Source organism: Psychrobacter sp. TB15 (assembly GCF_000511655.1).
Taxonomy (GTDB): domain Bacteria; phylum Pseudomonadota; class Gammaproteobacteria; order Pseudomonadales; family Moraxellaceae; genus Psychrobacter; species Psychrobacter submarinus.
Genome location: NZ_AYXN01000001.1, coordinates 1 through 23,755 on the forward strand (window position 1 = coordinate 1; position 23,755 = coordinate 23,755).

At 39.3% G+C, this 23,755-nt stretch carries 17 protein-coding genes and 1 pseudogene; 11 read left to right on the top strand and 7 right to left on the bottom strand.

Going from position 1 to position 23,755, the window contains the following annotated elements; translation table 11 throughout:
* Nucleotides 1–17: 17 nt before the first annotated feature.
* Nucleotides 18–401 (bottom strand): annotated as a pseudogene (locus tag W234_RS0100005) (transposase family protein); the annotation flags it as partial.
* Between the two features lie 8 nt (nucleotides 402–409).
* Complete coding sequence (locus W234_RS0100010) at nucleotides 410–850, bottom strand: transposase family protein (RefSeq protein WP_025643546.1); 441 nt, start codon at nucleotides 848–850, stop codon at nucleotides 410–412.
* A gap of 104 nt (nucleotides 851–954) precedes the next feature.
* Here W234_RS0100010 and W234_RS0100015 point away from each other — a divergent pair, with 104 nt between their 5' ends.
* Nucleotides 955–1,467 (top strand): hypothetical protein, encoded by a 513-nt coding sequence (locus W234_RS0100015; protein WP_156923928.1) that lies wholly within the window; start codon nucleotides 955–957, stop codon nucleotides 1,465–1,467.
* A 28-nt stretch (nucleotides 1,468–1,495) separates the two neighbouring features.
* On the opposite strand, the gene W234_RS0100020 is transcribed toward W234_RS0100015, so the two are convergent.
* Genes W234_RS0100020 through W234_RS0100030 form a run of 3 tightly spaced genes read right to left on the bottom strand, consistent with a single transcriptional unit; the run spans nucleotide 1,496 to nucleotide 7,636 of the window.
* Nucleotides 1,496–4,756 (bottom strand): site-specific integrase, encoded by a 3,261-nt coding sequence (locus W234_RS0100020; protein WP_025643550.1) that lies wholly within the window; start codon nucleotides 4,754–4,756, stop codon nucleotides 1,496–1,498.
* Nucleotides 4,749–7,073 (bottom strand): hypothetical protein, encoded by a 2,325-nt coding sequence (locus tag W234_RS0100025; protein ID WP_025643552.1) that lies wholly within the window; start codon nucleotides 7,071–7,073, stop codon nucleotides 4,749–4,751. The genes W234_RS0100020 and W234_RS0100025 overlap by 8 nt, the downstream gene beginning before the upstream one ends.
* Nucleotides 7,073–7,636: a hypothetical protein gene (locus tag W234_RS0100030; RefSeq protein ID WP_025643555.1), complete on the bottom strand. Its 564-nt coding sequence runs from the start codon at nucleotides 7,634–7,636 to the stop codon at nucleotides 7,073–7,075. Before W234_RS0100030 ends, W234_RS0100025 begins: the two co-directional genes overlap by 1 nt.
* 895 nt (nucleotides 7,637–8,531) lie before the next feature.
* On the opposite strand from W234_RS0100030, the gene W234_RS0100035 reads away from it, so the two are divergent.
* Both W234_RS0100035 and W234_RS0100040 read left to right on the top strand, forming a co-directional pair.
* A complete protein-coding gene (locus tag W234_RS0100035; protein ID WP_025643557.1) occupies nucleotides 8,532–9,017 on the top strand; it encodes a hypothetical protein in 486 nt (161 codons plus the stop codon).
* Nucleotides 9,018–9,086: 69 nt separating this feature from the next.
* Nucleotides 9,087–9,653: a hypothetical protein gene (locus tag W234_RS0100040; RefSeq protein ID WP_025643559.1), complete on the top strand. Its 567-nt coding sequence runs from the start codon at nucleotides 9,087–9,089 to the stop codon at nucleotides 9,651–9,653.
* Nucleotides 9,654–10,131: 478 nt separating this feature from the next.
* Here W234_RS0100040 and W234_RS0100045 read toward each other — a convergent pair whose 3' ends face one another.
* Entirely contained in the window at nucleotides 10,132–10,668 is a 537-nt protein-coding gene (locus W234_RS0100045; RefSeq protein WP_025643561.1) for a hypothetical protein, read from the bottom strand.
* A gap of 166 nt (nucleotides 10,669–10,834) precedes the next feature.
* On the opposite strand from W234_RS0100045, the gene W234_RS0100050 reads away from it, so the two are divergent.
* The 8 genes from W234_RS0100050 to W234_RS14120 all read left to right on the top strand — a co-directional run bounded on the left by W234_RS0100050 (nucleotide 10,835) and on the right by W234_RS14120 (nucleotide 23,504).
* On the top strand, nucleotides 10,835–13,615 hold the full coding sequence (locus W234_RS0100050) for a DNA methyltransferase (protein WP_025643563.1): 2,781 nt from the start codon (nucleotides 10,835–10,837) through the stop codon (nucleotides 13,613–13,615).
* A gap of 5 nt (nucleotides 13,616–13,620) precedes the next feature.
* Nucleotides 13,621–14,292, top strand: coding sequence for a hypothetical protein (locus W234_RS0100055; protein WP_156923929.1), 672 nt, complete (start codon nucleotides 13,621–13,623; stop codon nucleotides 14,290–14,292).
* An 83-nt stretch (nucleotides 14,293–14,375) separates the two neighbouring features.
* Complete coding sequence (locus tag W234_RS0100060) at nucleotides 14,376–16,577, top strand: DEAD/DEAH box helicase (protein WP_025643567.1); 2,202 nt, start codon at nucleotides 14,376–14,378, stop codon at nucleotides 16,575–16,577.
* Nucleotides 16,531–17,922 carry a GIY-YIG nuclease family protein gene (locus W234_RS0100065; RefSeq protein ID WP_025643568.1) on the top strand — a complete coding sequence of 464 codons (1,392 nt, stop codon included), beginning with the start codon at nucleotides 16,531–16,533 and terminating at the stop codon, nucleotides 17,920–17,922. Before W234_RS0100060 ends, W234_RS0100065 begins: the two co-directional genes overlap by 47 nt.
* A 54-nt stretch (nucleotides 17,923–17,976) precedes the next feature.
* Nucleotides 17,977–18,387: a DUF3293 domain-containing protein gene (locus tag W234_RS13525; protein WP_025643570.1), complete on the top strand. Its 411-nt coding sequence runs from the start codon at nucleotides 17,977–17,979 to the stop codon at nucleotides 18,385–18,387.
* 189 nt (nucleotides 18,388–18,576) lie between these two features.
* Entirely contained in the window at nucleotides 18,577–21,333 is a 2,757-nt protein-coding gene (locus W234_RS0100075; RefSeq protein ID WP_025643571.1) for an AAA family ATPase, read from the top strand.
* 107 nt (nucleotides 21,334–21,440) lie between these two features.
* Nucleotides 21,441–22,622: an McrC family protein gene (locus W234_RS0100080; protein ID WP_198013344.1), complete on the top strand. Its 1,182-nt coding sequence runs from the start codon at nucleotides 21,441–21,443 to the stop codon at nucleotides 22,620–22,622.
* Between the two features lie 24 nt (nucleotides 22,623–22,646).
* Nucleotides 22,647–23,504: a hypothetical protein gene (locus tag W234_RS14120; RefSeq protein WP_025643574.1), complete on the top strand. Its 858-nt coding sequence runs from the start codon at nucleotides 22,647–22,649 to the stop codon at nucleotides 23,502–23,504.
* 46 nt (nucleotides 23,505–23,550) lie between these two features.
* Here W234_RS14120 and W234_RS0100090 read toward each other — a convergent pair whose 3' ends face one another.
* A complete protein-coding gene (locus W234_RS0100090) occupies nucleotides 23,551–23,754 on the bottom strand; it encodes a hypothetical protein (RefSeq protein WP_025643576.1) in 204 nt (67 codons plus the stop codon).
* Between the last annotated feature and the right edge of the window lies 1 nt (nucleotide 23,755).

Genomic DNA, 23,755 nt, shown 5'->3' on the forward strand with positions numbered 1-23,755 from the left:
TAGACCTCTTGCAAAAGTCATAATTTAAGCTCGGAATTAATGATACCAGCAAACAGCTTCATTCTAAGATCATAGCGCTGACGACGGTTGCGATATTTATGAGCCACGATTTTAAACAACTTGATTAAGCCTATTTTGTGCTCAACCACAATACGGAACTTTGCCAGATAGTGATTGGCCTGTTTGCATATCTCTAATAACTGACCACCACGAGGTTTCTTAAATGGCGTGAAAGTTTGCTCATGTAACTTTGCTAACCCTTGATAACCACTATCGGCTAGTAGCTTGGCGTCACAAGGTAACCAGTCAGGACAAGTATCTTTATACAGCTTAAAATCGTGGATTGACCCTTTACAGGTTTGCACATCAAGTATCAAACCAGTTTGCCAATGAACGATAACCTGCGCTTTTAAGGTGTGTTGTTTTTTCTTACCGCTGTAGTAGTCTCTTTGGTTTTTTTTGGACGCTCAATAGGGGTTTCGGTAGCATCAACAATGACGACTGACCAATTGATGTCGTCATCGACACGACTAGGCAGCTTTTTAGGTAATTCAAACTTGCCAGAGTCAATCAGTGTGTCTTCTACTTTACGAATGATACGGCTAGCAGAAGACTCATGAATACCAAAGTCCATACTGATATGATAAAGCGTGCGGTATTCACGCCAATAAGTCAGGGCTAGTAGTATCTGCTCCTTAAGACTGAGCACACTTGGTCTACCTGATTTGGTCTTAGATGCTTCATGCTCTTGCATGGCATCAAGCATGTCATAAAAGGTGGCTTTATGAATGCCAGTGTAGCGTTTAAAACCAGCGTCACTTTGTTTGAGTAGCTTATCTATGTTTGGCATGGTTCTTAGACAACGATGAATGTTCTTCTTATTTTAATTCCCTCTGCTACTTTTGCAAGAGGTCTATTGTATCAGAAGATATTATAAAAATTTTGCAAAAGTGTTTGGATAGATTCTTACAAATTGAAGAGCTAAACAAAGATAGCTACAGAGTTGGCAGATTCGAACAACTTAAAAATAATACACTAGAAATATTAATGTTTACTCGATTTAGCCAATTTAATGGTGCTAAACGGTTTGCAAATGAAAACTGGTCTGAGATTAATTTGATATTACCAATTATCGATAAGCTTGTGCGTGAAGCAGGTTGGGTAGGCGTTGTTATGCAAAATTTCGTACAACTATGTGAGAGCGCTAAAAAAGACTATCCTACTGAACTTTTCGCAGATCAAGTCTTAACCGTCATATCTACACCTAAGCTTTTAGGCTGGCAAGGTAGCACGCTATATTCAAGGCTTGCTGAACTAGTTCAATTTTTTGCGGCAAGAGATAATCCACTAAACTTGCAAACTGGGCAAAAGCTCTTAAGAATTATTGACTGGCTTATTGATCAAGGCGATAGACGTAGTGCATCACTACAACAAAGCGAATTGTTTAGAAGCATCAAGGTTAATTGAACAAGCTAGCTATAAACAGCTCTAAACTCTATACTTTATCTTCTATTAATACCATCAAAAAATACCCTAAAAACTTAAGAACGCCCGATGACGCATAATAGTGATTAGTGGTAGCCAAGTTTTTGTCAGAGTGTTTACGTTTTTTCTGTACTACCCTTACCTCATAGCCATGAAAACTCTCACGTGCACCGACACGTATTGAGCTGTTCAGACCTAAGTCTTTTTTAACATCACTTACAACTTGCTCACTATATGTCCTAACTTGCCAATGATTGGCATCAATAAGCTGACAACCTACTAGCATAAAACTCTGTAGCATCTCAATCTGGGTCTCCTTAATACCAAAATGGATCGATGAGTTATTTAAGTTATGCTTATGCGCAAATATCTCAATAAATACTCTCAACTTCTCAGGATCCTTTATAGACATCTGATATGCCCTATCTAATGCTCTAATGATTACTTCCTGATTCTTACTACCTTTAGGCCTACCTAGTAATAGCCTGTCATCGTCGAACAGCTGACTAGCGCGCAGGTATAAACATTTAGATTTATTTAGACTTATACCATGTCTAATAGCAACTTCAGGTAACAGCTCATCTCGAGAATTTTCTTTTAACTCCTGCAGCTCCTCTAGAAAACCTATGACGTCCGCATATTTAGGGTGAATAAAAATTGAATTTGTATTCGACTCTTTCAATTCATTCAAACTACTATTTAACAGTGGCTGGCTAGCATTGCTATCAGGTTCATCTGCATTCTTAAATAATGGTGTTTTATTAACAGCCGTTTTTTTAAGGAAATATGGTCTTATCTTATTTAATTGCACAGTCTTTGTCGTTGCATCATAAGCAGTTTTGTCTTGTCTATAGATAGCAGAGTAATCTAGATCTGTTATTAACTCTAAAACTGTTATAGGTAGCTCCAAGCAAGCATTACTCAGCCGCTCCCCTGCCAGCAGATGAGCAGTATGAATATAATGCTCGAAGGTTGTGTCGCACGTTAAATGTCCTGCAAAGCTGGCCAGTCCAAACCAGGATCCTTGTTCCTTGTGATAGCCAAGGACCCCTTTTATTACTTTTTCGCACTGCTCATTATCATAATCAGTCATCACCTGTGCCAATGGCGACTTACTTAGTACTAACGCCAGCTGACTAATCGCAGTATGCCTAAAGCTGTGAAATGTGAAATCGTGCTCTCCTAGCAATCTGTCCCAAATTAACTTCATGAGATTACTGAAAATCACACTGGGTAACGGCTGATCACCTGAACCTTGAGAAAACAAGTAACGACGCTTCAACCTTTTCTGCTGACGATATAACTGAGTAAATTGTTTTAACTCGTCTTTCTTAAGTAGGCAGTTAATGGGTATAAGGCGGCTTGCGCTGCTACTTTTCAATCTCCGATAGCGATTTGGTCTTAACCATATTTGCGGCTGCTCTATTCGTTGTCCATGTTCATCAATATAGATGTCAGCTATATCACGAACTTTAACACCGATAAGTTCTTTAATTCGCAACCCTGTTCGATACGCAAGACTTAACACTAATAAGCAAAGGTCTTTCTGCTCATCGTCTAAGCCCGAATTGACCAAATACTCTTTCATCGCATGATATATCCGAGGCGATATCATGTTCGCATTTACCACTTGGCGTTTATTACCCCATGGGAAATACACAAACGGCGTATTATAGGATGCTCGCTGATAATTATGGAAAGCTCGTAGTCTGCCGTAAGTAAATTTTTGAGTATCTTTGAGCTTATCCAGATATGAAACTTTGTTTTTGTTTATATGCTCATTCTTTAAGCCATTGAAACTACATTGACTTATCACATCGTCTGCACAGCCAACTAAATCATCGTCTGTATCTAGATTGTCTTCACCAAAGCCTGAGTTTTTGTTCAAAATAGACCGCTTTCTTCCATCCTTAATCTTACTTTGAATGATCTCCTCATATACAGCTTCAAAGTCCTCGTCAGACCATTCATCAAGATTCTCATCCATTGTTAGCATCAGCCAATCGCGACCAATACATCCCAGATATTTACTGATGGTATCTAACCTGTTACTGCTATCATTCAATAAGCTCTTTACCCATCCTAAAAGACGCATGGCGTTGGGTTGGGTTAACTCCTGCTGTAACAGCTCTACTTGTATAATAGCGGATGCTTTACTGCCTTTAAGGGCATCTTGAACCTCTTTAATCAGATTCTTGCTAAAGCTTGGATACTCCCTACTATTGGTACTTTTTTTGTCTGATCCTGAATAGCTTACTATAAATAACTCGGACCAAGTAAGCGGCTGTGGGTTTGATTTAAACACCTCTTGATTATAACTAATAAGCTTATTTGTGGTTAAGCTCGTCGTTTTAATCTTTCCTTGTCTAACCATAGCCAGTGCAGTGTCTATATCGCCCCCCTTCATCTGCCGCCAATGATAGTCAGCGTATTTTATTAACTGTGATAAATATGGTTTACTTTTATCTTTATTTTGTAGTTTTAGCTTCTTACAAATCTCATTAATAATGATTTCAAACGACTTCACATCTTCTTTTTTTAACTTTTTATCTTTTAGCGCGTATAAAAAGCAAAGTGTCATATCATCAGGTATGTACTCTACATAGCGCTGTAAGCTTGTAGCAGATACATCCTCTGAGGTATGACTTTGCGTATAAGAACAACCGTAATTGTCATCATCAATACTGAGCAAGATTAGCGCCAAACTCTCGCTGCTGACACCTGAATCTGGTAATTCATCAGTTGCTGGTAGCTGCAATTGATATATGTCACGTTCGCCTAGGAGCCATTGATACAGTGCTTTTAACACATCTATGTCATTCAATCCCCCATACATCACGCTACAGTAGAGCACTGACTCAATCAAATCATTGTTTGAGAACCTTCTTTTCCGTTGCCATATCTCAATTATTTGCTGGCTAGCAAGGCTTACTTGAGCACCACTTACCATCCAATCATAGGATATTGTTAAATGATCACGCTCTGCTATGACTGGCACAACTGGTTCATCCATACTCAGTTCATGAGATTTGTTATAACTCCGTATGTATTCTAAAAATCCTTGTCTGGCTAAGTGATAGCTATGCGCAGTATCAAAATGCACCTCAAGTATGCTACCAATGGTTTGATAGTATTCAGTTAGGTCTGTTCCTGTGAGTATGTGATTGTCATCAACATACGAAGCTATCAAAAATTTTGCCTCATTTTTGATACTCTCATGACTCTTGCTTTTATTTTCTTCTCTTAACTGATGAGCAACGGCATTATCCATATATATTCACCTCAACTTGTCGTAGGTTAAGCTCAACTGCAACTTTCTCTAAGTCAGCGGATAACGCTTTTAGCTCATTAATGGATAATGACGACATGGGATGCATAGCCTCCTGATCTGGATGTTCATGACCATATAGGGCGCAGATCAAATGCTCAGGGGACCTATTCGTTAGTAGTGAACGTAATTGGTGTCTTAGCCAATTATCTTGATGACTAAAAAAATGCTTTATCTGATAGCGAACCTTACTAGGCGTGATACCGTTAAAGCCTTTGGGATTTTGGCTAAATAGCTGAATGAGTGGCTGACTAGAGTTCAAAATTTTATTTATAGGAAATTGGTCATTGGGATATATAGAATTATGCATGACCGCAAATTGCTTGATATATTTAATATAATTTTGAATCGCTGTGATTAAGAAATCACTAAGAGGAATAAGCCTTCCCTGCCCTTGTCCCTGACGCTCTTCTTTATCCGACACCCATAACAGCCTTTGCCTAAAATCAAATTGATTTAAAAGCCCAGGCGCATGCTTTACGGGTCTAATCCCAGTCTGAATAAAGATGATGTGCCATAACCAGACACCATAAGCATTAAACTGCTCAATATAACGGTCCTGCCTTATGCTTACGTTCCGCTTTAATCGACCGTTATAACTCTCAGTTGCTTCAGCAAGCTCATCAAAAAATCTTTGGCAGATATCAATATTTAAAGTCATGTCACTACCAATATATTTTTTATAACGATTGCTTTTCGTGCTAGACATACTAAGCTGTCGTAGCTCACCTTGGCTGTCCGCAGTACAGTATTCGGTCAATAGTTGTATGGCGCTGTAGTAAGTCTTCTCTAAGCTTATTGTCTCAATACTGGTGTAGTACAAGGGCGAGCTGTGTTTCACATCAACTCCAGTAATCATGTCGGCATGTAATGGCTCTTGCAGCTCATTCTTTATAACTGTATATAAACAAGCGTCAATATGCTGATTTGATAACACCGGTAGCTCTAGTTGCACTTTCAAGCTTGCCAGCACTTCAGACACTTCATCGCCATCCACCGAAAACTTATTTTCAATAACTGCTTGTAGCCTCGCTGGCAGAGGTAATTTAAATTCATTATCATGGCTTTGACGATGTGGCAATAAGTGGCTTCTACGATTTGAAGTTACGTTAATAGTATTACTCATAGCATAACTATCAGCAGCCGAACCGCTTTCATGACTCAACCACTTGCGCTGACTTTTATCCAATGCCAGCTCATAAATCACGTCTTGGACCTTCCGACCACTTAGCATTGATAGTAATATAACGGCATAAACCCGACGCTGTTTATAGCTGACAACGCCAAAAAGCTGCCACACCCGAGCAAATAACATCTGATAGCTCAGTAGACTTAGTTGACGTAAATTAGTAGGAAAATGAAACTGGTTACGGCGGGCATGTCGATATTTATTTTTTAGCTTCCATTGCTGTAATTCTGAGGATTTAGCGGTTGTACTGGAAGGCTTAAAATCATTATCTAAGAGCGCAGGCGGGTCATCATCAGCAATATTCTCAGCGTCCGATACGTTATCATTTTTATGGGGTCTACCAAATATTGTGACTCGTATTGGCTCATCAGCACTATTAAGGTATCGCTTATTAGTGTGTTCTTTACTAAGCTCATTGTTTTGTGAGCTGGTATAGGTTTTACTTACAAACGCTTTGTTCTCTGCAACTACTTCATAGGCAAGTCTTATTTGACCAATTTTACCAGCCAACTTTTGATTAACCACTTTGCCTGACTCTTCATCACTTCTTATCTTAGCTTCATATACGCGTAATGCTGCTAGTGCCTTCGTCAGTGAAACATGTTGAGCATGGATATCAATCAGTTTTTTAACAATCTCAGCTTGTGGGTTATTAGGCTTCAACCCCATCCTTAGACGCACACTTAGCTGACCGACTTTTACAGAGTGTTCATCCTTACGTATAGCAATCATAATGATTATTTGCAGATATGCACTCATAAACTGCCATGCTTCATCATCCCTACGTGCTTGACCATACCTCTGGTAAAACAAGACCAGCATATAAGTGACTGCCCAATTCTCAATTTTTTTCTCTTTGACGACTTTCCTGGCGATAGCTTCACATTCAGACGATGTAAATACTGGCATATCTAGGCTGGCTTGCTCACCAATATGTAGGCAGAAGCCTGGATTAGTATAAAGAGTATTAATAATCAGACTTTGTATTTTTATAAAGTACGGTGAATCAAGTGGCACTAGACGATCTAAAACCGTTTGTAATTCGCTGTTATCAAACTGCTTTATATTCATTAGGGTGCACCACTCAACCAGCTCATACTTTGAGGAATACCTAGAACTCGATCTTCTAGTGCAAACTTACATTGGCGATATTCATAACTACTCTGGCTAATACCTGCAAAATGGCAATACTCCTTTACAGTCAGTTGCCTAACCCCCATGAGCTGGCATATCACACTTTGAGGTGCAGTGCATTTAAGTGCTTTAAACAAATCAGGATGGTGAATACCTTTCAAGAACATCAAGTTTATAACCTCCATCCATGCGAGCTGCTGAACATCTTTAATACTTTCAGGGATTATTAAGCATGGGTGATCGCTATCATTCTCGAACCTTAAAACCTGATCGACTCTTTGGAAATCATTAAAGAAATAAAAAGCATCGTCCCCTCCATCAACCAAGCGCAGGGGTGGACGGTAGAAATTATCCAAAAACTTCATATTGATATAAGTCGTTTTAGGTCTCAATCTCTGCCAAACACATAAAGCGGCTTTAGCATACGGATGTACATACAAATCATCCTTACTAGGATTAGTAAGTTTTTGCCCAACCTTAATTTTATTATTTTTCATCATATATAAAATAATAGTGAATATAATTCATGTTATCCAATAAACATATAGGTGTCAAACGCTTTAGTGTTGTGGGGCTTAATATCGCAAAAAAATCAATTCTATTAGATAGTTAAAATGATTCTAAACACAAAAAAACCTCTTAAAGCCATAATCAATATAGCTGTAAGAGGTTCTTACATTTTATATTTTTGTCAGGTACAAAGTACAAACTCGGGGTTTGAATATCACTACAAACCTATAGGTACTATAGAATTATCCACTTCTACTCATTTGTTAATTTACTTAGGTGATGCTGTTAATATCGGGGTTTCCATATTAATGTAGGTAGCCTCGGGTTCAAATATCTGCTAAACAAATAAAGACTTCTCAGCATAGCGATGTATAAGCAAATTACTTTTGCCTAGGACTATAAGTTTTTTTATTGGCTTAAGATTAATATTTTTCATGTTTTATGATTAAATAGTGATTATAATTCATGTTATCCAGTAATCATGTAGGTGTTAAACGCTTTAGCGTTGTGGTGCTTAAAATTGGATAATAGCTACTAGTTTTAAATATTTCAGATTATTTTAAACACAAAAAAACCTCTTAAAGCCACAATTGATATGGCTTTAAGAGGTCATTATTTTTTAGAATTTTACTAGATGATGAGATCAAAGATGGGGTCTTGGGGTTTGAGTTTTTACTTTATTATTTTTATTCTTAACCTCTTAAGCTTTGAAACCGACTAATAGCCTTAACTACTAAAAACGGGGATATGCCTTAGGAATTCAAATTCGATTGGCAACCGTTCATCGGTTAGAAAAATAATCAGTATTTCAGACGCTATAATCAACTCATCAGCAAGGCTATCATTTACTTTGTCTGAAATTAAAAACCATAAAAGGATATAGTCATGAAGCTCAAAAAAACACTGATGGTTACTCCATTGTTATTACTTTCTATTAGTGCTATTGCCGGCATGGGTGATATTAATGGTAACACCAAATGCACCATCGTTGATTCTATTAGTAAGAAGAAGGTTATTGCAAAGTCTTGTACTTACGATGGTGCAGTAGGAGGGAGCATGAGTTATGCCATTAGCCAACTAAATTTTAAACTGCCTAATGGTAGTACTTATCGTACTGTCAATAATGCTACGTTTGATTTTGATAAAAATGGAAACGTCCAAAATTTAAAAGAAAGTATCTCAGTCAATGGTAAAGCAGCTGAAGTAATAAATTTACATCATAAGACATTTAAAAAAATATCTGATAAAGAAATAGAAAGTCGCTATGAAAAGAAAAGCCCTAACCTTTCTGATGTTTTGCAATGTTTCAAGTACATCAAAAAAGACACTGCTTTCTGCGTACCTTATGAATTTATTAGCAGTATATCCTAACAATTATTTAGCTATAATGCGTTCTTTACCATGTACCTGAACAATCTACATTTATTTATTGGAGAAACTATGACACCTATATCTATAAATTCTTTGGCTCTATTAGCGACTGCAACTTTACTATCTACTATTACCCTAGCTGCTCCTAACTCTTCTAAAAGTGTCAGCAGCTATAAAAGTAATGATATGGTCCATGTATTTGGTTGGATGGAAGATGCTTGTTCTGGTGAAAAACTGCCTTATAAAAAGATTGCTGCTAAAGACACAGCATTTATAGAGAGTATTAGCGGTCAAAAGGCCTCTGGAGACTTTGTAAAGCCGAAGGCGCAATGGTTAGCAGAATATCGAAATATGATAAAAGATGTAAAAATGAAGAAAGGTGAACCATACACTGAATATCGGGTTATTTTTAACAAAGGCGTTACCTATCGCGGTCAGCCTCTAGAGGAGTATAAATTCAGTTTTATACCTGAGTCATCAGGTGGTGAAAATGTTTTAAAGTTTGCACCGACTGCGACTATACCTACCATTATGCCGAACTTTCAAACTCGAACCATGGAATACTGGGGTGAGATGGAAAAAAGAGGGGCTACTTACAACCCTAAAAATAAAACCGTCACCTGTGAGTTTTGGTAAATAGATTTTTTGAGTAGTGACTTCTGCTGTCAAATCCGTAGACATTAGCTTGAGAGATTATAATTTTAAAAAATTTTGATCTGATGTTTATTTTTATTAAAGTATAGTTTTAAAACTAACATCGATAGCGAAGAATGGTTCAATGCTAGAGTGTAGTCGATACACTCTAAAAATGTCATAGCGCTACTGGGATGAATTTTGCGCAGCCTCTAGGAACGCAGCACGCAAGTAAAATTTATACCAGTAGCGCGTTTAAATCCATAACAGTTTTACATTCAGCTAACTATAGATCAAATATTAATTTAAACTATACCTTAGCAGATGGCACGTACCCCAAAACCATGGTGTTCAAAATATTAATAACATCTCCATATACCATTAATTTATTTACTCTGATAAGTCTAAAAACCCCTACATACTATTACTTGTATAGCATAGAAGGCTGAGGTATGAAATCCACTTTTCTCAGGTGATGTTGTTAATATTGGGGTTTGCTTTGATACAGATCGACTGTACCTTTCTCACCCTCAGAATGATTCATTTCCATTTCAGGATATAGTCGTCTAGTCAGCTCATAAATCTCATCCTCTGCCTTCATCCCTCGCTTATCAGGGTTTGGATAAGCCGCAGCAGTAAGTATCAATCGGGGTAGCTCTAAGTGATGAGAAAACATCCTTGCAAGCTCTTTTCTTAAAAAATCAAGCCAAAACGACACCGTCTGTGCAGGCGTGTGTGGATCTGGCGTACTATAAGTAAATAAATCTGCGTTAAGACAGTAGTCCATGCGAAAAGCAACCGCCATACGATCATGCAACCACTGCAAAGTTCTATGATCAAAACTATTCAGCTCATCTCGCAAGTCACTAAGTTCTGTACGGACATCAACCACCCTTTCGGCATGGCGATGCTTATCGATAGCAAAGTCAATGATGATTCGTAATGCTTCTCCGTAGCAATCATGCTGGATCATTCCTATACGAATAGAATCTCCTTGAAACTCAGTACCCACTATCATCGTTAATCCCTGTTGATAAACTTGTAGCGTATTAAATTAATAAGCAATAAAACACCATATCCACCCTATTTTTCAGAACACTTAAGCCTTCAAATACGATAAGATAGCGCTATAATTGCACATTAGCCTGCTAATTTACACCCGTAATTCATCGAAAGAGACCTCCATGGCATTTAACCAAACCCAGTTTTTTGAAGATTTAGAAAAATTAACCACCAAAGTCATTGATAAGAATAAACAAGACGACTTTATCTTTGATTTTCTAAAGCTACTCGATGTCTCGAAAACCACGATAACGGCACTTAAAAAGAACGATAGCCGTTTTAACGTTGCCGCCAATCCTGAAGCTGGCGAGGTTGCCAATAAGCATCGTATCTACTTTAAGCCTGTAGGTGCTGGTCAAGACCTTGCTAAAGCACTAACTGAGGTGATGAACAGCCCAATCATCAATCAGCACAAAATCCGCATGATGATGGTAACGGACTTCAATACTGTACTGATTAACGATACTAAGTATGATGAGACGCTTGACTGCGACTTTACCGATCTTTATAAAAACTACCACTTTTTATTGCCACTTGCCGGCCTAGAGCGTGCGCGTGAGTACTCAGAGCACCCAGCCGATGTGCAGGCATCAGAGAAAATGGGTCGTTTGTTTGACCACATCCGCAAGCTCAACGAGTTTAATACTGCTGATGACTTACATGCGCTCAATATATTTTTGACGAGACTACTGTTCTGCTTTTATGCCGAAGATACGGGTATCTTTAAGCCAGCTCAGTTCCATGATGTGATCGATGGCACTACCAATATAGATGGTAGCGATGTCGATAGCGTCTTATATGAGCTGTTTGACATTCTCAACTTACCTGAGTCTAGCGCTGAGCGCGATGCCAAACCCACCCATCTAAGCGCCTTCCCGTACGTCAACGGTAGCTTGTTTGAATATCCCTTTGCCATCCCGGAGTTCGATGCGCGTACCCGCCGTATCTTGCTAGAGTGCGCACGTTTGAGCTGGGCCGAGATTAACCCAGATATTTTTGGCTCCATGTTTCAAGCAGTGATTGACCCTGAGCAGCGTGGCAGCTTAGGACAGCATTACACCAGTGTTAGCAATATCATGAAGGTCATACAGCCCTTATTCTTAGATGAGCTACGTACAGAGCTAGACACAGTTATAGCGCTAAGTTATGACAATCGCCATAAGAATAATAAAGCCGAGCGCTTAGATACCCTACTTAAGCGTATCAGCCAAATCAAAGTATTTGACCCAGCTTGCGGATCAGGCAATTTTTTGATCATTGCTTATAAAGAGCTGCGTAAACTAGAGATTGATGTATTAAAAGCACAACGCGACTTACTTAAAAACTCTAAAGACAACTTGTTAGGTTTAAGCTTTGATAGTGTAGTCAGCTTAGATAATCTATATGGTATTGAGTATGACGACTTTGCCAGTCAAATAGCGCATTTATCACTTTGGCTCGCTGAACATCAGATGAATGTGTTGTTTGAGCAAGAATTCGGTGCATCAACCCCTATGCTACCTCTCAAAGACAGCGGGCATATCATTCATGGCAATAGCTTGCGTCTCGACTGGAATGAAGTATGTCCAAATAATGGCAGTGATGAGATTTATATTATTGGCAACCCACCGTTTGGGGGCACAACCAATAGAACTGATGAACAAGCTGAAGACATGAAAATTGTTTTTGGCAAAAAAACACTAAAGTATCTGGATTACGTTTCCTCATGGTTTTGGAAAGGTTCGCAATACATCGCTAACTCTAATGCTGAGCTTGCCTTGGTATCAACCAACTCGATTGCCCAAGGCGAACAAGTTGGCATGTTATTCCCTGATATTTTCGAATTAGGATTAAATATTAATTTCGCATACCAATCTTTTCCATGGCGCAATAATGCTAAGCATAATGCTGGCGTTCACGTAGTAATTATTGGACTATCTGCATTAAACCATCGAGATAAAGCTATATACAAACTTGTTAATAAAGTTTGGCATAGCGAATTAGTAGATAACATAAGCCCTTATTTAATCTCAGGTAGTAATACTGCTGTTATTGGATTAAGAGACCCAGTTCAAAAAAGACCGAAAATGTTATTTGGAAACAAACCTACTGACGGGGGGTTCTTGTTATTAGAAAATCATGAGAAGGAGGCACTTGAACGAAACGAACCATTCTCTAGTCAATATATTAAAAAGGTTGTAGGAGCTAAAGAATTTCTCCATAGTGAGCAAAGATGGTGCTTATGGTTTGAGGATGCCGATTTAGAAAAGTTAGCTAAATACCCTTTGATAAAATCAAGACTAGATAAGGTAAAAGTATTTAGAGAAGAAAGCAAAGCAGAATCGACAAGAGATTTTGCCAAATCCCCACATCTATTCAGACAAATAGCACAACCCAAGTCAGGAAACTATATCTTAGTTCCTGGGGTTACATCTGAACGTCGCCAATATGTGCCAATAGGTTTTTATAGTCATGAAGTTATAGCTACGAACCTTGTCAATATCGTTCCCAATGGAACAATATACGATTTTGCAATTTTAACTTCACTTATCCACAACGACTGGATGCGCTTAGTCACTGGGCGACTAGAGAGCCGTTACCGTTATACAAGCACTATCGTTTACAACACCTTCCCCTTTCCTGACGCCACGGATGAGCAGAACCAGCACATTGAAAGTCTTGCAGAAGAAATCCTACTTGCCCGTGCTAGTAATGCTGGCATGACTTTAGCAGAGTTATATGACCCTGATAAGATGCCTGATGATTTAAAGCAAGCGCATAGCACGTTAGACGACGCGGTGGACAAGCTGTATCGCCCGCAAGGCTTTGCCAATACCGAAGAGCGTTTGGCGCATTTACTGGCACGTTATGAGCAGCTTATCGAAGCGGAAAAGCAAAGTAAGACGAAAAAGAAAGCTAAGTAGCTTATTTGGCATTAACATCCATACCAAAACAATATCAAACCCCTTATAAAGAGCATTCTATTATGTTATCCAAAATCTTATCAAGCGCAGCAATTGCTGCCCTACTCGTGTTTTCTGCAGGTCAAGCATCAGCTGCATCGCAAAGTGATCTCATATCGCTAAAAGGCAAAAATGGTCAAGATCTTCCTGAAGGCGATATGTTTATATTGTTTGCATGGATGGAAGATGGCTGTATCGGTGATGGTCCCATTTATAGCTCTATCAATGAACATCATAATAAATTCATTGATAGCTCGATGAAAATGAAGACCCTTGCACAACCGAATGCAAATGATGAGATTTATGAGTTTTCTATAACTCCGCGCTCTCAATGGGCCCCTGGTTATAGCCCACTCATAAAGGATATCAGCATGCATACTAATTATGAATATACTGAATACCATATTAAATTTGCAGATGGTGTCAAATACCGAGAACAACCTATAACAGAGTATCAGTATAAGTTTAGACCTGAGTCAGAAGGTGGTGCACACGTCCTGAAGTTTGCCAAGAATGCAGACATGCAAAGCGTGTGGAAACACTTCAAAACACGTCAGACATCACACTGGATGGACGGTGTCTTTGATCAAAAGGCTGAGTTTGATCGTAATGATAATACGATAACTTGTGTCTACTAACTTCACACTATTGCTATGACAAATGAGCTTTATTTTTACGATGCTACAGCCTTATAAGCATCTCTACCTATAATGAATCTACTATGACTGCCACTGTTAATATCCTAAATCAAAATTACGCCCGCACGGGTCAAAGTAAACAGAACAACGAGTTTGGCATGCGTGAAATGCAGGCGCGTGCATTTGAAAAGCGTAAGAGCCAGTATTTGCTCATCAAATCGCCGCCAGCCTCTGGTAAGTCACGTGCCATGATGTTTTTGGCATTGGATAAACTTATCAACCAAGGTATCAAAAAGGTCATTATTGCCGTCCCAGAGATGAGTATCGGTAAATCCTTTAAATCAACAGCGCTCAGTGACTATGGTTTTTTTGCTGATTGGGAAGTGGCCGATCGTTATAACTTATGCTTAAGTCTCGCCCAAAGTGATACGCGCAAGACTGCGATATTCTCAGAGTTTATTACCCAAGATGTAGATGACAGCGCCCTACCCCAAGTATTAGTCTGCACCCATCATAGCTTTCGATATGGTTTTGACAAAGTGATTGAAGATGGCGGCAGTATTGAGCTATTTAACGATGTGCTAATCGGTATTGATGAGTTCCATCACGTGTCAGCGGATGACTCTAATCGCTTGGGTGCCATACTAGATGGCATTATGACGCAGACTAGCGCACACATTGTAGCGATGACCGGCTCCTACTTCCGTGGCGACTCCGTACCTATCTTGTCAGATAGCGATGAAGAAAAGTTCGATAAGGTAACTTACACCTACTACGAACAGCTGAATGGTTATGAATACTTAAAATCATTAGGGCTCGGCTATCACTTTTATAAAAAATCATTTTTTGATGCCTTAGATGAATGCTTGGATACCAGCAAAAAAACCATCATCCACATTCCTAACGTCAACAGTCTCACTGCTGAGACAGACAAGTATGAGACCGTTGGCCGTATCATAGATGTCATTGGTGAAGTTGAGTCTCGTGATGATATTACTGGTGTTATGACAATACGCGCACATGACGGTAAGCAATTGCTACTCGCAGATCTAGTGACTGATGACGCTATGCGGGCGAATACTCAGGCTTATTTAGCCGATATTACCTCTCGCGATCAGATGGATATCATTATTGCTCTTGGCATGGCAAAAGAAGGCTTTGACTGGGAGTATTGCGAACACGTATTGACCATTGGCTATCGAGGCTCTCTGACCGAGGTGGTGCAGATTATTGGCCGCTCAACACGCGATAGCAAGGGCAAACACCATGCTCAATTTACCAATCTAATCGCTGAGCCAGAAGCTGATAAATCTGAAGTCACAAGCTCTGTTAATGACTTATTAAAAGCCATTACTTTATCACTACTAATGGAGCAAGTGCTCAAACCTAACATCAACTTTAAACGTCGTAGTGAGCTGGATATATTAGGCAAGGCCGACTTGCCGGCAGGTACCATTGTCATTGACGATACAGTAAACCCTCCCTCCGATCGAGTCATGAAGATACTCAACCAAGACCGTGATGAGATATTGGCGCAGTTAGCCCAAAATACAGAGAACATAAAAAAGTATATCGCTGCTGAGACCAATAACGTAGAAACAGAAGCCGTATCAGATACCGTTATTCCAAGTATTATTCGTAGTAAATACCCAGCGCTGGATACCAATGAAGTACGGCAAGTGCAAGAAGGTGTCATGCAGTATATGGCTATCAACCGCCAAGGTGGCGTGGTTGAGGGTAAGGATATTCCTGAAGATGCCATCATCGAAAATGAACGATTTTTCGTTAAGCAAGGCACTGAATATGTCGATATCGCCACTCTAAACGCTGAACGGAAAGGTCAGCTCAATGAAAGTGACATTATCAAAGAGCGCCACCTGCCAGCTGACGCAAAAATTTACAACCCTAACGCCAAATCAAGCAGTAGCAACGACTCGAACCCTAGCAACGGCTTTGTGAAGGTTGGCAGTAAATTTGTCAACGTAAATAACCTTCCTATCGATCTTGTGCGCTCCGTCAACCCCTTTCATGATGCGTATGAAGTTCTCTCTAGGACAGTGGACAAAGAAGTATTGCAAACCATTAATGACGTTGTGCATGCCAGCCGTTCTACTGTTACTGAGGAAGAAGCGGTCCTGATGTGGCCAAAGATCGTTGCATTTATGAAAAATAAAAATCGTCAACCTAGTAAAAACTCAGAGGACGCTATCGAGCGACGTATGGCTGAGGTTATCACTTATGTCAGAAACCAAAAAGCCAAGCGAGAAGCCAATAGTCATGATTAAACTCGATGAGATCTATCAAAGTCGTGATTACAAAACGCTAGACGATATTTTTATCAATGACAGTACTGGTCTACTTGATGATATTAAGCCTACTACCAAAAGCACAGATACTAATAGTGTTTTAGCGCAGCAGTTTGACACTATCAACCTTTTTATCGATCAACAGGGACACGTGCCTAGTAGCAGTGCCAGCGACATTAATGAAAAGATACAAGCTCGCCTGTTAGCGACCATACAAACCAACCACGCAAACTCGCAAGAACTGCTAGCTTTAGATAGACATGGTTTATTAACTGCTCAAAGGGCGGCCTCTACCCTATCTGACGACAAACCGACCCTCTCAGACAAAAGTATAAGTAATAAGAACAGTGAGTCTGAAAAGACAAATAGCGCTGGCACTGAAAAAGCTGAGCCGGTAGTTGAGGCTGTTAGCGAGCCTCCTGTGATTAATAGTCTAGATGATATTTTTAACAGTGATGACCTAGGGATTTTTGACAATATTCACTCTGAAATCCTAATCAGTGATCATAAGGCTAATACACGTGCCAGCTATGATCAATATAATGACGAAGATATAGCCAGCCGGTTTGAGTGTAAGGACTTTTATAAGTTTGAGGCAACCTTTGAGCGTATATCTAAAGCCATTCAAACGGGTGCTTTTACTAAAACCAACTTTTCATCAGTGAAAGATATCAACATTGGCAGCGTATTTGTTTTAAACGGCATGCTTTGCTATGTGGCTAATATTTATAAAGCAGAGGCCAGAAAGAATACCCGTAGCCAAGAGAGATTACGCTTAATATTTTCTAATGGTACAGAGTCCAATATGCTCACACATTCATTGGCTACTGCTCAATATAAATACGAAAACAGCTATCAGCTATTAATTACTGATCCTGACTGGATGGATGATGAGCTCGCCAAAAACTTTGGGGACGAGCGACAACTTACCGGTGTCATTTATGTTGCTAAGCTGACTGAGACCCCAAGTGATTTAGCGCATTATAAACATCTGCACAAAATTGGCTTCTCAACCCTTACAGGAGAAGCGCGCACTAAGCACTCAATTAAGGATACCGCTTTCTTGCAACAGCCCGTAGATATCATAGCTGAATGGCAAGTCTATGATGCCAATGCTCGTAGTGTGGAAAGTGTCTTGCATGCCTTCTTCTATGATCAAAGAGTGAAAGTATCCTTAAAAGCAGTAGATGATAATCTTTACAAGGTAACCGAATGGTTCAACGTTCCTCTAGATGAAATCGAAAAAGCCATTAACTTAGTTATCGCTGGTGACATTAAAAACTATCGCATGGATGGTGCGGCTGGCAAGGTGGTTATGAAGTGACTATCGCTTTGTATTTTCATTAACGACTTAAACTATTATTTTAGCGAGCAAGCTATGTTAGATCCTTCCCTTATAGAAGCTTATCATCAAACCGATTATCACTTTCGCGACACCTTTTTTAATATTGGTGAGCTTTCCTCAAAAGCTGCCTCTCTTTTGCAGCAATTCGCTCCTGCCGGCGGGTTATTTATTACGGCTTGGAACCCGTTAGGAGAAGAGCTTACGGTTGAAGACAACCAAAAAGCTAATCAAACCTTGAAAGAAAAACTACTTAAACTAGGTCTAAATGTGACTGACGGCTACGGTATAGGTAAGGATGGTAAGTGGCGAGAAGACAGCTTCTTTACTTATCCGATAGATGAAGAAACCAGCCTCAAACTGTGTTGTCACTTCAGCCAAAATGCCGTGGTCTATGTCAGCTCTAATGGAGTACCTGAGTTACTACTACATCCTAAGTTTTCTTAATATTTAAGAGATCAGCTATTAAACACCTAAAGCAGTTTAGCCTTCAAACCGCATTTGGGTGAAGCACATGAAGATTGTATCGACTACGTGATAATGAGTCAGTTCTATATAGCTCAATCTAGTCTAATACATCCTTAATAAACAATATCAACTTTCACTATAAACTATTAAATACTAACGGAATTATCAATGGAAATAATAACAGTCACAGAGGGCGACTACGAATCCCCAACCTTTGTTACCAAAGATGAATGGAAGCAAGTACTGTCTAACAAAGACATATTGAAGCGCAGCTACATAGACGCCTTAATAGCTTTTTATTTAGAACCTGAACATAAATCCACCTGCAAAGCTCTTGGCGATAAATACGAGCTGCATCACAATACTTTCAACGGCGCTATCACCCAGTTCGGCAAGCAAGTCCAAAAAGAGCTTAATAGATTCCAAATCGTCAGTAATGACGGTAGTCAAATCTATTGGCGAATAGTCATGACTGGCAGATATGACTCTAGCAATTTTTTTGAGTGGACAATGCGAGATGAGCTGGTAGAGGCGATGAAAGATTTAAACTTTGTGGACAACAACTATAAAGATATGGAGATGACATTAAGTCAAAATAAACAATATGAATTTACTTGGATACCAGCCTTCAAAGCAATTTCGGATTGGCTAGTTGACTTTGAAGACAAGCAAGAGGATTTAGTCGATATCCTCATAGAGATTGGGGTAAATAATGGCCTTCAGGATCAGTTATTAAAAAATGAGAAAAGTAAAGTTAAGGTCATGGACCCCTTCTCATTCTTTTCATTAATAATGAAATACGGCGAAGCTCGAAGCCTTCGAACTCTTACTAGGTTACTTACTAAGCTAGAATTACAAAGTCTTATACCAACTGATTTAAATGGTTTGCCTAGATCAAACCCACAGAAAGTATGGATGTTTCCATACGGTTATATAAGAAAGCCTGAGTATATCCCTATGCTTTGGAAGATATTTCACCAAGCACGTGATCGTAATGTTGATGGGGATTTATTCGACTCTGCCATGCAGATTCCTGGTACCGCTTTCACTAAACTTACCCAAAATTTATTTTACATAGACCCATCAAATTACTTGCCTGTTGATAGTCAAACTCGTCCTTGGCTCATCTCTAAGAGCATTGATGCCCCTAAAGACGGTTGGCATAATTATCAAGAAACCATGCATAACGTAGCCTCGAAAACCGATCAAACTTTCTATGAAATTTCGTATGAAGCATGGCTATTAAATAAAAATAAAGCTAAAACCTCTCATACTGTTTCATCCAAAAGTACTGAATATGAGATCGATGACGATTATATACCACAACCTTTAAACCGTATCTTATACGGTCCTCCTGGTACAGGTAAAACTTATAAAACGACAGAACTTGCTGTAGAGTGTGTTGATCCCGAATGGTATCAAGCATTGGTACTTAAAGACCTAGCAGATGATGAAAAGCGTATCCTGCTGAAGCAAAAGTATGATGAGCTAACTAGCAAAGGGCGCATTGCATTCACAACCTTTCATCAAAGCTTTGCCTATGAAGACTTTGTTGAGGGCATTAGACCTACCGTGAATAAAGGACCTGACAATCAATCAATAATCAGCTATGACGTTATACCAGGTATCTTTAAGAGTATATGCAGTTTGGCCGATACCAATGCGAAAGAAAGAACTGGATCAACGCAGTCAGTTAATATTGATGGTAAGAAAATTTGGAAGTTGTCCCTTGGTAATACACTAGAAGATGAGGGTGAAGATATTTTCAATGAGTGTATTGAGAATAACTATATCCTTCTTGGCTGGGGCGAAGATATTAACTTTACAGGGTGTGAAAATAGAAAGCAGGTCGTTTCAAAGTTTGAGTCGACCCGTAACATCTCTCTTGCGGATGACCCTTACAATTATCTAGCAACTGCCGTTAATAGCTTTAAGAACGTCATTAAAACTGGTGACCTAGTAATTATCTCCGATGGTAATCATAAATTTCGTGCAATAGCAGAGGTAACTGGAAATTATGAATTCCTAGACTTGTCTGATCGTATTGGCTATCAACAGTCAAGAAAGGTTAAATGGCTACGAGTATATGAAACAAGCCTTCCTAAAGAAAAACTGTTTGAAAAATCCCTGTCTCAAATGACTTTGTATAACCTTAAAGACAGTACGATTAACCGAGACAAACTTAAAGAGCTACTTACTGTTCATTCAACTGAAAGCGCAGTTAATAAACCTCATTTAATCATAATCGATGAGATAAACAGAGGTAATATTTCGCGTATATTTGGTGAGCTCATCACACTATTAGAACCTGATAAACGTAAAGACGGGAGCGATGCACGCGAAGTTACGTTGCCCTATTCTAAGGAGAAGTTTTCAGTACCCTCAAACCTATACGTACTTGGTACGATGAACACTGCGGATAAATCGTTGGCGCAAATTGACTTCGCACTCCGCCGCAGGTTTGAATTCATTGAGTTGCTACCAGAACCTTCGCACTTGAAGGAAGTTAACGTTCATAATGTTCCAGTTTCTGAAATACTTGAAGTGATAAATCAACGTATCGAAGTATTATTAGATCGAGAGCACACCATAGGTCATGCTTACTTCTGGTCACTTATGGACCTACAATCAGATGAGGAAAGAGCAGAAGAGCTTGCCAATATATTTGAGAACCGTATTATTCCTTTATTACAGGAGTATTTCTTCTCAGATTGGGAGCGTATTGGCTGGGTGCTTAATGACCCTGCAAAAGATAGCAATGATAGATTCATTCAAGTTGATAACTTAACACCCGATGTTAAATCGCTGTTTCATGATAGTGTGACTGACCAAATTATGGATAGACGTTATCGTATCAATAATGAGGCTTTTAATCGTGCCAAAGCCTATGCAGGGATTATCCCTGCTGATCTACAGGCTGAGTAATGCTAAAACATATTCAGGTCAGAGAATACGCGAGGCTCACTACTGACACCTCGGTTAGTCCTACCCCAGATGTAGCGGTCATAAAACCCGATACTTTTAAGTGGCTAGTGAGCTTAAGCGAGCAGCCAAATTCTGGTAGATTTATTAGCTTTGAAAAATCTGACCGCCTGAGGCTGCACTCTTATGTAGGGTATCTGCAGAGCCCTGCTGGTGAGGGTATAGAAGTATTACCTAAGATAAGTAATTCAGAGTATGACCCACAGAATGGTAGAGCTGTATTATGTAAGATGCTGTGCTCAGCGCTGAACCTCCCCTACAAAGAAGTTCATGCAGCTCAGCTCACACGCATGAACTTGCCCATACATGAATGGATTTATCATCAATTCTTAACCCAACTAAACGGATTGGTTGCTTCAGGCTTGCGCTTTGACTATCTAAGAGTCGAAGAGGAAAGTAAGTTCATACGTGGTCAGTTAAATGTAACTGCTCAGCAGCGTCAACCTGCTGAGCGTGCGCACCTGTTCCATATAAGACACGATATCTACCATCCCAATCGTTTAGAAAATCGTCTTATAAAGACTGCACTAGATTACATTCAAGATAACTGTCGTAGTCCTGAAAACTGGCGTCTAGCAAATGAGCTATCGCATATTTTAAGCCCAGTTAAAAGCCTTGCTAACCCTATGAAGCTAATGGCTAAATGGTCGAACAGCAAAACCCTACATAACTATCAGGCTATCAAGCCTTGGTGCGAGCTCATTTTGGAAAAAATGAACCCTCACTTCCAAAAAGGCTCATACAGAGGTATCTCTTTACTGTTTCCAATGGAACGCTTATTCGAAGAACACGTTGCTGCTTGTCTGAAAAAAATGGTTAAGTTTCCATGGCAGCTTAAAACTCAAGCCTCTAGCAGGTATATGATTGAAGCTGGAGATAAACTATCTGATACAGATAAAAACCGCTTCTATTTAAAACCTGACTTACTGATTACTCATCAGGGTGAGAATCGTTACGTAATGGACACAAAATGGAAGTTAATTGATAGCTCTAATGGCGAAAAAAACTTTGATCTGAGCCAAAATGATATTTATCAAATGTTTGCCTACGGGCATAAGTACCTATCTGGCAGTGGTGATTTGATGCTGATTTATCCTAAGCACGAGAAGTTTATCCTACCCATGCCTTACTTTAGGCTAGATAAAAGCCTACGACTTTGGGTCGTTCCCTTCTGTATAGAGTCTGATAGATTGGTTGATGGAGAATGGATAGATTATTTTTTAATATTGTAAATAGATATGTTAGGACATGACGCAATGACTCAGCATAACGATACCTTAATACAAGTTGAGATACCGCAAGCCATATGTAATAACTGTGACCAAGGTAGAGAAGCTTCAAAGCATATACCGAATGCCTCTCCTGTTTGCTGGATTTGTGAGGCGAGCATAATATATTTAAGAAAAGCCAACAAACAATGGGGGAAACGTTTTGATTACTCGAAAGAAGAGAAAAACCCTAAGTTTTTTGACTTACACTTAAAGTGCAATATCTGTAAAACAGAATTCATTACAAACCCAACCATGCATTTGGATAGTAAATATGGTGGGTGTAAAGAGTGTGATAGGCGTGCAAGAGCTGCTAATTTTATAACAAAAGCTCAAGCGGTTCATGAAGGAAACTATATTTATGACCAGGACTTAAACTTTAAAAGCCAAGCCAAGCACGTAACAATAAAGTGCATTAAACACGGCTCCTTTACACAGAAAGGTAAAAGACACTTAAATGGCCATGGCTGTCCTGAATGTGGTAAGGAAAAATCAGGAGGATGGACCAGAACTGACTTTATTAATCAGTGTGAACGTAAGAATAATGGAACCGCTATTTTTTATTTAATTGTCTGCGAAGGCAATAACGAATTGTTTTTTAAGATAGGCATTACCTCAAACAGTGTGAAATCTAGATTTAGTGGTGGTCAAATGCCTTATCGTTATGACTCACTACTTGAATTAAAAGGCACTGCAGGTGCTGTTTATGATCTAGAAAAAAAGATGTTGAGGCTAAACAAAGCCAACCGCTACAATCCACAGATTTGGTTTGGAGGCGTTACAGAATGCTTTTCCGACTTAACCTTACTATCAAAAGAAACGTTAGGTATTAATTGGACATTATAAAGGCACTAATGGTTTAATCTTTTAAATCCACTATTCATATAAACAACTATATCTCTAAATGCGGCGCTTGTGACTGTCTGATCCGCTGATCTGACCTCTCCCGAATATCCTTACCCCAATTCGTTGCTCTTGCAGACACCAGCTGACGGTAGTTCTCATCCTCGCTCATTTGTATGGCGTTTAGTGCTGATCTGTCTACCCATCCTTGTACCAAATCACTAGATTCACTTTGCTCTGTTTTATCAGTCATT

Bases quoted from the DNA above. Each gene is read 5' to 3' on its own strand.
- W234_RS0100010 (WP_025643546.1), bottom strand. From the start codon at position 850: ATGCCAAACATAGATAAGCTACTCAAACAAAGTGACGCTGGTTTTAAA.
- W234_RS0100020 (WP_025643550.1), bottom strand. From the start codon at position 4,756: ATGGATAATGCCGTTGCTCATCAGTTAAGAGAAGAAAATAAAAGCAAG.
- W234_RS0100025 (WP_025643552.1), bottom strand. From the start codon at position 7,073: ATGAATATAAAGCAGTTTGATAACAGCGAATTACAAACGGTTTTAGAT.
- W234_RS0100030 (WP_025643555.1), bottom strand. From the start codon at position 7,636: ATGATGAAAAATAATAAAATTAAGGTTGGGCAAAAACTTACTAATCCT.
- W234_RS0100035 (WP_025643557.1), top strand. From the start codon at position 8,532: ATGAAGCTCAAAAAAACACTGATGGTTACTCCATTGTTATTACTTTCT.
- W234_RS0100040 (WP_025643559.1), top strand. From the start codon at position 9,087: ATGACACCTATATCTATAAATTCTTTGGCTCTATTAGCGACTGCAACT.
- W234_RS0100045 (WP_025643561.1), bottom strand. From the start codon at position 10,668: ATGATAGTGGGTACTGAGTTTCAAGGAGATTCTATTCGTATAGGAATG.
- W234_RS0100050 (WP_025643563.1), top strand. From the start codon at position 10,835: ATGGCATTTAACCAAACCCAGTTTTTTGAAGATTTAGAAAAATTAACC.
- W234_RS0100060 (WP_025643567.1), top strand. From the start codon at position 14,376: ATGACTGCCACTGTTAATATCCTAAATCAAAATTACGCCCGCACGGGT.
- W234_RS0100065 (WP_025643568.1), top strand. From the start codon at position 16,531: ATGTCAGAAACCAAAAAGCCAAGCGAGAAGCCAATAGTCATGATTAAA.
- W234_RS13525 (WP_025643570.1), top strand. From the start codon at position 17,977: ATGTTAGATCCTTCCCTTATAGAAGCTTATCATCAAACCGATTATCAC.
- W234_RS0100075 (WP_025643571.1), top strand. From the start codon at position 18,577: ATGGAAATAATAACAGTCACAGAGGGCGACTACGAATCCCCAACCTTT.
- W234_RS14120 (WP_025643574.1), top strand. From the start codon at position 22,647: ATGACTCAGCATAACGATACCTTAATACAAGTTGAGATACCGCAAGCC.
- W234_RS0100090 (WP_025643576.1), bottom strand. From the start codon at position 23,754: ATGACTGATAAAACAGAGCAAAGTGAATCTAGTGATTTGGTACAAGGA.